The sequence below is a fragment of the Pseudomonas flexibilis genome, assembly GCF_000806415.1.
Lineage (GTDB): Bacteria > Pseudomonadota > Gammaproteobacteria > Pseudomonadales > Pseudomonadaceae > Serpens > Serpens flexibilis.
Genome location: NZ_JTAK01000009.1, coordinates 58,452 through 68,386, shown reverse-complemented (window position 1 = coordinate 68,386; position 9,935 = coordinate 58,452). Strand labels below are relative to the sequence as shown.

Below are 9,935 nucleotides of genomic sequence, written 5' to 3'. Positions count from 1 at the left end.
TCATTTCGAGCGGGCGGAGGGGGACGGATGAGGGCGGGCTTTTGAGTGGGGACGTTTTGCCTGTCAAGCGTTGATTTGAACTTTTTCGTTTCATCTCAACCGCTTACCACCCAGAGCCGGTTCAACCATACTCTGCAGCGGGAGGCGAATCATACAGCGCCAAACGACACTGTCAACCCCGCCTCGACCAGCAGCCCGCTTCCTCTAGCGAGCCCCACCAGGCAGATCCGAATATCCAACTCGTTGATTTACAAGGAGTTTTCAGCAGCTCTGCGCTGGAAGTGGGGCGCACTATAGGGGCACCCCACACAATCGTCAACCCTTATTCAGGCTAATGCGTGCGAAAGCCTTCTTCCCTGCCTGGCAGACATGCGTTGCACCCAGCTTGAACTGAAAGCCCCGGTCTACCACAGCTCCATCGATCCGCACGCTACCGGCGCTCAGCAGGTCGCGCGCGCCCGCCGCATTCTTTACCAGGCCCGCCTGGTTGAGAACGGCGGCGATAGGCATATCCTCGGCCGACTGCAGTTCAATTTCCGGTAGATCCTCGGGCAGTTCGCCATCTTTCATGCGATTACCTGCGGAACGGTGCGCGCAGGCTGCCGCCTCCTCGCCATGGAAACGAGCGACAATCTCTTCAGCCAGCTTGATCTTGATGTCGCGAGGATTCGCCCCTTCCGCCACGTCGCGCTTGAAGCTTTCGATCTCCTCCATCGAGCGGAAGCTGAGCAGCTCGAAGTAGCGCCACATCATGGAGTCCGGCAGCGAAACCAGCTTGTTGTACATAACGCCCGGTGCTTCCTGGATTCCTACATAGTTGCCCAGCGACTTGGACATCTTCTTCACGCCATCCAGCCCTTCCAGCAGCGGCATGGTCAGGATGCACTGCGGCTCCTGTCCATAAGACCGCTGCAGTTCGCGCCCCATGAGTAGATTGAACTTCTGGTCGGTACCGCCCAGCTCGATATCAGCCTGCAGCGCCACCGAGTCGTAGCCCTGGACCAGCGGGTATAGGAACTCATGGATGGCGATCGGCTGATTGCTGGCGTAGCGCTTGCTGAAATCATCCCGCTCCAGCATCCGCGCCACTGTGTAGTTGGAGGAAAGCCGGATGAAGTCAGCAGGGGACAACTTGTCCATCCAGGTCGAGTTGAAGGCGACCTCGGTGCGCTCCGGATCGAGAATCTTGAACACCTGAGCCTTATAGGTTTCTGCGTTCTCCAGCACCTGCTCACGGGTAAGGGGCGGCCGGGTGGCGCTCTTGCCAGACGGGTCACCGATCATCCCAGTGAAGTCACCAATCAGGAAGATCACTTGATGGCCAAGCTCCTGGAACTGGCGGAGCTTGTTGATCAGTACCGTATGACCCAGGTGAAGATCCGGAGCAGTCGGGTCGAAGCCAGCCTTGACGCGCAGCGGCTTGCCCCGTCGCAGCTTGTCTACCAGCTCCGCCTCCACCAGAATCTCATCCGCCCCGCGCTTGATCAGCGCCAACTGCTCTTCCACAGACTTCATAGACGCCTCGGCACCCTGAGTTTGAAAACCCGTAAAGATACAAGATCGGGGCCCAAAAAAGAATTTGTCAGCGGCGCAGCGAGTTACCACACGTCACGCCGGCCTGGGTCAAGGTTGCCCCGGCTTTTCTTTGCTTATATTTTCGTCAGTCATTTTGGTAAGAATTCCGTCATCCCGTCATGCAGCCACTCAAGACCCGCCGCCCGCTATACCCCAAAGGCCATTTGCTGGCCGCCAGCGGCATTGCCGCGCTGCTGAGCCTGGCGCTGCTGGTGTTCCCCTCCCGCGAGGTGGAAGCCAAGAAGACCTATCTCAGCCAGGAACTGGAACTGGCCCACAGCTCCTTTCTTCAGGAGGCCGTGCCACCCACGTCGCCGCTGGAACTCGAGGAGCCTCAGGAAGATCCCTTTGCACAGATCGCGAGTGAAGAGGGTGCGAACGAACCTGAAGTACCTTGGCAGATGCGCGTCACGGTGAGCCGCGGCGACACCCTGTCTACCATATTCAGCCAGGTGGGCCTGTCGGCCGGCTTGCTGCACGAGATGCTCAACAGTAGCAAGGAGGCTCGCCAGCTGGGTCGCATACGGGAAGGCCAGGAACTCGATTTCCACTTCTCTCCGGACGGACAGCTGCAACGCCTGAGCTCACCGCTGTCCCAGCTTGAAACCATCCAGATCCAGAAGACCGAAACCGGCTATACGTTCGAACGCGTCCTGGCCGATCCGGAGATGCGCCAGGCCTACGCCCACGCGACCATTACCAGCTCACTGTTCGATGCCGCCAACCAGGCCGGGCTTAGCCACAGCCTGATCATGGACCTGGCCAATGTCTTCGGCTACGACATCGACTTTGCGATGGACATCCGTGAGGGCGACGAATTTGACGTGCTCTACGAGCAAAAGACGCTGAACGACGAGGTCGTCGGCAGTGGTGCGATCCTGGCTGCCCGCTTTGTCAATCGCGGTACGACCTATACCGCGGTGCGCTACACCACCAGCAAGGGCGAAACCGGGTATTACACGGCCGAAGGCAACAATGTACGCAAGGCCTTCATCCGCACCCCGGTGGACTTCGCGCGCATCAGCTCGCGTTTTTCAAAGGGTCGCAAGCACCCCATCCTGAACAAGATCCGCGCCCACAAGGGCGTGGACTACGCTGCGCCGCGCGGCACGCCCATCAAGGCAGCCGGCGATGGCAAGGTCATTCTGGCCGGGACCAAGGGCGGCTACGGCAACACCGTGGTTATCCAGCACGGCTCGCGCTACCGGACCCTCTATGCCCATATGCAGGGCTTCGCCAAGAATGTACGCACAGGCTCCACCGTGAAGCAGGGGCAGATCATCGGCTACATCGGCACCACGGGACTGTCCACCGGACCGCATCTGCATTATGAGTTCCAGGTTAACGGCACCCACGTTGACCCCCTGAGCCAGAAGCAGCTGATTGCCGATCCGCTCAGTGGCAAGGAAAAGCAGCGCTTCCTCCAGCACAGCACCCCGCTGATGGCTCAGCTGAATCAGGAGCGCTCCGTCATGCTGGCACGCAAGGACTGAGTATGCCTCTCTATCTCGGCGTCATGTCCGGGACCAGCCTGGACGGTCTGGACATAGCGCTGGTCGAGCAGCACGACCGCACCCGGCTGCTCGGCCACCACTATATTCCGATGCCTTCGGCCCTTCGCGAGCAACTGCTGTCCCTGTGCCGCTCCGGAGACGACGAACTGGCCCGCGCCGCGCTGACGGAGCAGCAGTGGGCATCTCTGGCCGCCCAAGGCATTGCATCGCTGCTCCGTCAGCACAACCTCGAGCCGCGGCAGATCCGCGCCATCGGCAGCCACGGCCAGACGGTTCGCCACGAACCCGCCCGGGGATTCACGATCCAGATCGGCAACCCCGCCCTGCTGGCCGAACTTACGGGCATCACGGTGGTAGGTGACTTCCGTCGTCGCGATGTCGCTGCTGACGGACAAGGTGCCCCCCTGGTGCCAGCGTTTCACGAAGCACTGTTTGCCGATACCGGCACGGCGCGCGCGGTACTGAACGTCGGGGGCTTCAGCAACCTGACGCTGCTGCACCCTGACCAGCCGGTAGCCGGTTTCGATTGCGGTCCGGGCAACGTGCTGCTCGATGCCTGGATTCAGGTATGCCGGGGCGAAGCTTTCGATAACAACGGCGATTGGGCCTCTTCCGGGGAATTGAATGCGCCGCTCCTCCAGAGCCTGCTCGATGAGCCCTTTTTCGCCCAAGCCGGTCCGAAAAGTACCGGTCGCGAGCTGTTCAACCTTCCCTGGCTGCAGGCGAAGCTGACCAAGTTCCCGACGCTGGCCGAGGCCGATGTGCAGCGCACGCTGCTGGAGCTGACGGCCTTCAGCATTGCCGACGCGCTGCTGAAGCGTCAGCCCAGCACCCGGGAACTGCTCGTCTGCGGCGGAGGCGCCCATAACCGCGGGCTGCTGGAGCGCCTGAGCAGCCTGCTGCCTGGCATGGACGTTTGCATTACGGATGAGCGCGGCGTGCCTGCGGACTGGATGGAAGCCATGGCATTCGCCTGGCTGGCCCACTGCTGCCTGGAGCGAATTCCCGCCAATCGGCCAAGCGTGACCGGAGCGCGCGGCCTGCGCATCCTAGGCGCCATCTACCCGGCCTGAGTGACAAAACAAAAACGCCGCACCCGAGGGCACGGCGTTTTAACCGACAGTCCTGTTCAGATGGAGAAGGATTGCCCGCAGCCACAGGTGGTGCTCGCGTTCGGATTGTTGATCACGAACCGCGAACCCTCGAGGCCCTCCTGGTAATCCACCTCAGCGCCAGCAAGGTACTGGAAGCTCATGGGATCAACCACCAGACTGACCCCTTCACGCTCGACGACGGTATCGTCATCGGCGATGTCTTCATCGAACGTGAAACCGTACTGAAAGCCGGAGCAGCCTCCGCCGGTCACGAACACCCGCAGCTTCAGGCGCGGATTGCCTTCTTCCTCGACCAGGCTCTTCACCTTATGTGCCGCCCCCTGGGTAAAAATCAGCGGACTGGGGGTGAAGGATTCAACACTCATGCTGGAAATCTCCCGGCATCAAGCCAAACAACGTGGCCGGCATTATCCGCTTACCCGAGTAAACCAGTCAATTATTCGGCGACGACTTCCGCAGGCGCCGGCAGCTCCAGCGGTGCATCGCCTTCGCGAATGGCGTACAGGCGCCCCTCGATCTGTGCACCCATGGCCATCTCCATCAGCCCGTAGTAGAGGTTGCCGCGCAGGCGGGCACCGCTTCCAAGCTCGACGTGCTCGGAAGCATGGACATCGCCGGTCACCTCGCCATCCAGGATGACGTGCTGAGCGTGAATCTCGCCCTCGACCAGACCACCCGTGGAGACCCGTACCAGTCCTTCCTCGGCGATCAGATTACCCTGCAGCCGGCCATCCAGCTGAACAGCGCCCTTCACGCGCAGATCGCCTACCAGCAGTGCGCCAGCGGCGATGATGCTGGTCTTGCCGTTATAGCGCTGCAGATCGGCAGACGCCGGCTTGTTCTTATTGCTGTTGCTCCACATGGCCATTACTTCTTCTCTTCATTCCAGTTGTAAGTACGTTCCAGCGGTTGGCGCTGGCCCTTGATATCGGCGCGTACCTTGACCTGACTGGGGGTGAAATCCTCAGGCAGGTTCAGCTCGGCATACCGTGCACCTTCCGGGAAGGCTTGCAGGTGGCGGAAGGCGAAGGATGTGGTGCTGGTCCACTCCTTGGAAAGTTCGGCAAGGTCCAGCTCCACCTCTGCGCCCTGGCGTTCGCCGACCACGCTGATGCGCACCTGCCCCTCCAGCGGCTTGTCATCCGTGCCCACCCGACTCAGCAGCAGCTTGTAGCGATACAGCAGCGGATCGTCCGTGCTCTGCAGCTCGAACGAGCGGATACGCAGACCCTCGCGGCGGCTGGCCGGCGCCAGTACCCCCTTGTAGAACGCCAGGTCCTGCTGCAGCTTGTAGATCTGCTCTTCCAGAAGCTTGATGGTCTGCCGGCTCTGCTCGTTGGCCTGGCGGCCCAGGCGCTCGCCGCTGGACAGCACGGCCTGCATCTGCTGAGACTGCTCCAGCTCGCGGCTGACCTGCTCGTAATGCTCTTCCAGAGCTTCCAGCTCGCGAATACGCTCTCGGCTATCCTCGCCCCCTTTCCAGTAGGCACCCAGCACCAGCAGCGGCAGGGAGAGCAGCAGCACCGTCAGTAGAATTCGCTTGCGGCGCTGATGACGCGGATCCAGCGTTTTGACTTCCCACATCATCAGGGCAGCATCCCCGCATGACTCAGGCCGAGACGCTCATCCAGGCCGAACATGATGTTCAAGTTCTGTACCGCCTGGCCGGAGGCGCCCTTGACCAGGTTGTCGATCACCGACAGCACCACCACCAGGTCGCCCTGCTGCGGCCGGTGCACGGCCAGGCGGCAGACGTTGGCGCCGCGCACGCTGCGGGTTTCCGGATGACTGCCAGCCGGCATCACATCCACGAAGGGCTCGTTGGCGTAACGCTTTTCGTAGAGTGCCTGCAGGTCGACGGAGCGGTCAGCCACACGGGCATACAGGGTGGCGTGGATACCCCGGATCATCGGTGTCAGGTGCGGAACGAAGGTCAGTCCGACCTCTCCACCGGCTGCGCGACGCAAGCCCTGGCGAATCTCCGGCAAGTGCCGGTGGCCCTTGACCGAGTACGCCATCATGCTTTCACCGGCCTCGCAGAACAGAGAGCCCACCTTGGCGCCACGACCGGCGCCACTGACGCCCGACTTGCAGTCGGCAATCAGCGTGGTGGGGTCGGCCAGACCCGCTTCCAGTAACGGCAGCAGACCCAACTGGCTGGCGGTCGGGTAGCAGCCCGGCACGGCGATCAAACGCGCGCCGCGAATCTGCTCGCGGTTGACTTCCGGCAGGCCATACACGGCTTCGCCGAGCAGCTCGGGCGCCCCATGGGGCTGGCCATACCAGGCGGCCCACTCCTCGGCATCCTGCAGGCGGAAATCGGCGGAGAGATCGATCACCCGGGTGCCCGCAGCCAGCAACTCGCCGGCCAGCGCATGCGCCACGCCATGCGGCGTCGCGAAGAAAACCGCATCGCAGGCACCCAGCGTGGCGCTGTCCGGCACACTGAACGCCAGGTTGTCGTAGTGGCCGCGCAGGTTGGGGTACATGTCCGCCACCCTGACGCCAGCTTCGGAGCGCGAGGTGATCACCGCCACCTCGACCTGCGGATGCTGGGCCAACAGCCGCAGCAGTTCGACCCCGGTATACCCGGTGCCCCCAACGATTCCGACTTTGATCATTTCACGCCCCTCAGTCGAGCCACACAAAGGCCGCCGATGATAAGACCGTCGCGTGTCGCGGCCAACCACTGAGATGACGCCCACCCGGTTTGTTACTACTATCGGCAGCCCTCTCGAAAACCTTAAGGACGCCGCTCGATGCTCTATCTCTGGCTCAAGGCCCTGCACATCATTGCCATGGTGTGCTGGTTCGCCGGTCTCTTCTACCTGCCGCGCCTGTTCGTCTACCACGCCATGAGCGATGACCAGGCCAGCCGTGATCGCTTCTGCATCATGGAGCGCAAACTGTATCGCGGCATCATGCTGCCCTCCCTGCTTGCCACGGTGATACTGGGTATCGCCATGCTCGCCCTCAATCCGGGCCTGTTCGCCACCGGCGGCTGGATGCATGCCAAGCTGACCCTGGTGGTACTGCTGATCGGCTATCACCACATGTGCGGCGCCCAGCTCAAGCGCTTCGCCCGGGGCGAAACCCCGCACGGCCATGTTTACTATCGCTGGTTCAACGAAGTCCCGGTGCTCTTCCTGCTGGCGATTGTCATCCTTGTGGTGGTCCGGCCGTTCTGAACGGACTGGCGGCATGGGCGATTCCTGATCGCCCTCACTACACTGGGAGTTCCCGCCTGTCCGGAGCCCCACCGTGGAGTGTCTGTTCTGCAAGATCGCTGCCGGGGAGATCCCCGCGCAACGCCTGTATGAGGACGATCTGGCGATCGCCTTCCAGGATGTCAATCCGCAGGCGCCGGTGCACTTCCTGGTCATTCCCCGGAAGCACATCGCTACCCTGCATGACCTGGATGAACAGGCCGACAAGTCGCTGGCCGGCCATCTGCTCCTCGTCGCCCAGCGGCTGGCTCGGCAGCTGGGTTGCGACAAGGGCTTCCGCGTGGTGATCAACAGTGACGCCCTGGCCGGGCAAACGGTGTTCCATCTGCACCTGCACGTACTCGGCCAGCGCCCCTTGTACTGGCCGCCCGGCTAGTCGCTACCCCAGCCGGCGCGCTGACGCGAATCAAAACCGCAATGCCGCGATGCAGTACACTCTGCCGCCAGTCGACCCGGAGACCCTCATGGCCAGCGAACGTCACTATTCCCCCGCAGATCGCCTGCTGCAGCAGGTCGACACCGTGCTGCGCACCCTGCTGCCCTTCAGCGGACCGTCCACGCGGCCTTCGCCGGCCGTCCTGGAAGAGGAGACCAGCCTGGACGAGCAGAGCAAACGCCACATTGCCGGACTGATGCGCATCAATCACACCGGCGAAGTGTGCGCACAGGCGCTTTACCAGGGCCAGGCGCTGACCGCCAAGCTGCCGCACATTCGCGAAGCCATGGAGCAGGCCGCTGATGAGGAGATCGATCACCTGGCCTGGTGCGAACAGCGTGTCCGTGAGCTGGGCAGCCGCACCAGCCTCCTCAATCCGCTGTTCTATGGCCTGTCATTCGGCATCGGCGCCACTGCCGGCCTGATCAGCGACAAGGTCAGCCTGGGCTTCGTGGCCGCCACCGAGGACCAGGTGGTCAAGCACCTCGACGAGCATCTGGCGCAGATTCCCCGCGAAGACGCCAAGAGCCGCGCCATCCTCGAACAGATGCGCACCGACGAGCAGCTGCACTCCAGCAATGCCCTGGCAGCCGGTGGCTATCGCTTCCCCGCCCCGATCAAGTTCGGCATGTCACTGATGGCCAAGGTCATGACCAAGAGCACGTACCGGATCTGAATCCACCGGCCCACGAAAAAGGCGCCCGCAGGCGCCTTTTTCATTCTTGCGGCCATCAGCCCAGCTCGACCATCTCGTAGCTGTGGGTGATATCTACGCCCGCACGGCCCAGCATGATGGATGCCGAGCAGTACTTTTCGGCGGACAGCTCCACCGCCCGCTTGACCTGCGGTTCCTTCAGCCCACGCCCCTTCACCACGAAGCGCAGGTGGATCCGGGTAAACACCTTCGGGTCCTCCGTGGCGCGCTCGGCGTCCAGAAACGCCTCGCAGCTCTCCACCGCCTGGCGGGACTTCTTCAGGATGCTTACCACGTCGAAGCTGGAACACCCACCCAGACCCAGCAGCAGCATCTCCATGGGCCGCACGCCCAGGTTACGACCGCCGCTTTCCGGCGGACCATCCATCACCACCACATGCCCACTACCCGATTCGCCGAGAAACATGGCCTCGCCGGCCCATTGGATGCGTGCTTTCATTCGTCCCGCTCGTCCCACTGGAAAAGGCGCGCAGCTTAGCACAGCGCGCGTGGGCCTCTTGGCCAAAGCACTGTGACCCAGGCGACGTGTTCCGTGTGATTACCCTCACGAAGGTTTAACATCGCCCCCTGTTGGCTGTTAAGTTGCCACTACTTAAATGGCACACTCACCGGGCATAACTAAAACAAATACGTTCCACAGGACGTACCACGTATTGGGGATTCAGGGCATGGTCGCTATCAGTCTCGCTTCCAAGAACAAACATCTGGACAAGCTGCTCGTGCATTGCCACCGGCGGCGTTACACCGCCAAAAGCACGATCATCTACGCGGGGGATCGCTGCGAAACGCTGTTCTTCATCATCAAGGGCTCGGTCACCATCCTCATCGAGGATGACGACGGTCGCGAAATGATCATCGCCTATCTCAACACCGGGGACTTCTTCGGCGAGATGGGGCTGTTCGAGAAGGAAGGTTCGGAGAAGCCGCGCAGCGCCTGGGTTCGTGCCAAGACCGAGTGCGAAGTGGCGGAATTGAGCTACGCCAAGTTCCGCGAACTCATCCAGCAGGACCCGGAAATCATGTTCGCCCTGGGCAGCCAGATGGCCGAACGCCTGCGCAACACCACCCGCAAGGTCGGCGACCTGGCCTTCCTCGACGTCACCGGCCGTGTCGCGCGCACCCTGCTCGATCTGTGCAAGCAGCCCGACGCCATGACCCACCCGGACGGCATGCAGATCAAGATCACCCGCCAGGAGATCGGCCGTATCGTCGGTTGCTCGCGGGAAATGGTCGGCCGCGTGCTCAAGTCCCTGGAGGAACAGGGTCTGGTGAACGTGAAAGGCAAGACCATGGTGGTGTTCGGCACCCGCTGAAACCCAGCCATAAAAAAACCGGCCTCAGGGCCGGTTTTTT

General features: G+C 62.1%; 12 protein-coding genes. 6 read left to right on the top strand and 6 right to left on the bottom strand.

The features are described from left to right. Positions 1-315: 315 nt before the first annotated feature. A complete protein-coding gene (tyrS, locus tag PT85_RS16825; RefSeq protein WP_027590659.1) occupies positions 316-1,515 on the bottom strand; it encodes a tyrosine--tRNA ligase in 1,200 nt (399 codons plus the stop codon). A gap of 179 nt (positions 1,516-1,694) precedes the next feature. Between tyrS and PT85_RS16820 the strand changes: the two genes are divergently transcribed. After that, positions 1,695-3,068, top strand: a complete 1,374-nt coding sequence (locus tag PT85_RS16820; protein WP_027590658.1) for a peptidoglycan DD-metalloendopeptidase family protein — start codon at positions 1,695-1,697, stop codon at positions 3,066-3,068. A gap of 2 nt (positions 3,069-3,070) precedes the next feature. Beyond that, the gene (locus PT85_RS16815; RefSeq protein WP_039607295.1) at positions 3,071-4,162 is read left to right on the top strand and encodes an anhydro-N-acetylmuramic acid kinase; all 1,092 of its coding nucleotides are present in this window, start codon (positions 3,071-3,073) and stop codon (positions 4,160-4,162) included. 56 nt (positions 4,163-4,218) lie between these two features. Here the strand turns inward: PT85_RS16815 and erpA are convergent, their stop codons facing one another. The 4 genes from erpA to argC form a co-directional block, all read right to left on the bottom strand. After that, positions 4,219-4,569: an iron-sulfur cluster insertion protein ErpA gene (gene erpA, locus PT85_RS16810; RefSeq protein ID WP_027590656.1), complete on the bottom strand. Its 351-nt coding sequence runs from the start codon at positions 4,567-4,569 to the stop codon at positions 4,219-4,221. 71 nt (positions 4,570-4,640) lie between these two features. Next, positions 4,641-5,066 (bottom strand): bactofilin family protein, encoded by a 426-nt coding sequence (locus PT85_RS16805; RefSeq protein WP_027590655.1) that lies wholly within the window; start codon positions 5,064-5,066, stop codon positions 4,641-4,643. 5 nt (positions 5,067-5,071) lie between these two features. Then, a complete protein-coding gene (locus tag PT85_RS16800; protein WP_039562637.1) occupies positions 5,072-5,791 on the bottom strand; it encodes a DUF6776 family protein in 720 nt (239 codons plus the stop codon). Next, positions 5,791-6,825 carry an N-acetyl-gamma-glutamyl-phosphate reductase gene (gene argC / locus PT85_RS16795; protein ID WP_039607294.1) on the bottom strand — a complete coding sequence of 345 codons (1,035 nt, stop codon included), beginning with the start codon at positions 6,823-6,825 and terminating at the stop codon, positions 5,791-5,793. The genes PT85_RS16800 and argC overlap by 1 nt, the downstream gene beginning before the upstream one ends. A gap of 138 nt (positions 6,826-6,963) precedes the next feature. Here argC and hemJ point away from each other — a divergent pair, with 138 nt between their 5' ends. The 3 genes from hemJ to coq7 all read left to right on the top strand — a co-directional run bounded on the left by hemJ (position 6,964) and on the right by coq7 (position 8,543). Further along, positions 6,964-7,392 carry a protoporphyrinogen oxidase HemJ gene (gene hemJ, locus PT85_RS16790; protein WP_027590652.1) on the top strand — a complete coding sequence of 143 codons (429 nt, stop codon included), beginning with the start codon at positions 6,964-6,966 and terminating at the stop codon, positions 7,390-7,392. Positions 7,393-7,465: 73 nt separating this feature from the next. Further along, entirely contained in the window at positions 7,466-7,807 is a 342-nt protein-coding gene (locus PT85_RS16785) for a histidine triad nucleotide-binding protein (RefSeq protein ID WP_039562635.1), read from the top strand. 88 nt (positions 7,808-7,895) lie between these two features. After that, entirely contained in the window at positions 7,896-8,543 is a 648-nt protein-coding gene (coq7, locus tag PT85_RS16780; protein WP_039562634.1) for a 2-polyprenyl-3-methyl-6-methoxy-1,4-benzoquinone monooxygenase, read from the top strand. Between the two features lie 55 nt (positions 8,544-8,598). On the opposite strand, the gene PT85_RS16775 is transcribed toward coq7, so the two are convergent. Next, positions 8,599-9,021: an OsmC family protein gene (locus PT85_RS16775; RefSeq protein ID WP_039607293.1), complete on the bottom strand. Its 423-nt coding sequence runs from the start codon at positions 9,019-9,021 to the stop codon at positions 8,599-8,601. A gap of 229 nt (positions 9,022-9,250) precedes the next feature. On the opposite strand from PT85_RS16775, the gene crp reads away from it, so the two are divergent. Continuing rightward, positions 9,251-9,895 carry a cAMP-activated global transcriptional regulator CRP gene (crp, locus tag PT85_RS16770; RefSeq protein ID WP_027590648.1) on the top strand — a complete coding sequence of 215 codons (645 nt, stop codon included), beginning with the start codon at positions 9,251-9,253 and terminating at the stop codon, positions 9,893-9,895. The last annotated feature ends 40 nt before the right edge of the window (positions 9,896-9,935 follow it).